The organism is Tessaracoccus caeni, from assembly GCF_029211185.1.
Taxonomy (GTDB): domain Bacteria; phylum Actinomycetota; class Actinomycetes; order Propionibacteriales; family Propionibacteriaceae; genus Arachnia; species Arachnia caeni.
The window spans coordinates 1-725 of record NZ_JARGDO010000062.1; the positions used below are offsets into that span (position 1 = coordinate 1).

The 725-nt window shown below is 48.3% G+C and carries 1 rRNA gene; it reads right to left on the minus strand.

The features are described from left to right. A 23S ribosomal RNA gene (locus P0D62_RS18995) occupies positions 1-632 on the minus strand; the annotation flags it as partial. Between the last annotated feature and the right edge of the window lie 93 nt (positions 633-725).

Sequence of the window (725 nt, forward strand, 5' to 3'; positions counted from 1 at the left end):
GGCTCCGACGGATTGTATGCGATCGGTTTCAGGTACTATTTCACTCCCCTCCCGGGGTACTTTTCACCTTTCCCTCACGGTACTTGTCCGCTATCGGTCACCAAGGAGTATTTAGGCTTAGCAGATGGTCCTGCCAGATTCATGCAAAATTCCACGAGTTCCGCACTACTTGGGAACACACCCAGAAAGACACACACATACATATACGGGACTCCAACCCTCTACGGTCCAGCATTCAAACTGATTCAACTTCGCGCATGTTTTTTTACTTTCCAACCACACGGCAGCATGGTAACGGACATGTCCCACAACCCCCCAATCGCAACGCCTGCCGGCTATCACACGACCAAGGTTTAGCCTCTTCCACTTTCGCTCGCCACTACTCACGGAATCACTATTGTTTTCTCTTCCTATGGGTACTGAGATGTTTCACTTCCCCACGTTCCCTCCAACTGCCCTATATATTCAAGCAGAGGTCACCAGACATAACTCTGGAAATTTGAGGTTTCCCTATTCGGAAATCCACGGATCACAGCTCGTTTACCAGCTCCCCATGGCTTATCGCAGGTTACAACGTCCTTCATCGGCTCTTGGTGCCAAGGCATCCACCGATCGCACTTAGTAGCTTGTCAAACAAAAATATCACATTCGATAATCTACAAAGATGCTCGCGTCCACTATAAAATTCTCAAAACACACCCAAAAACAAACCCCAACACACGAAA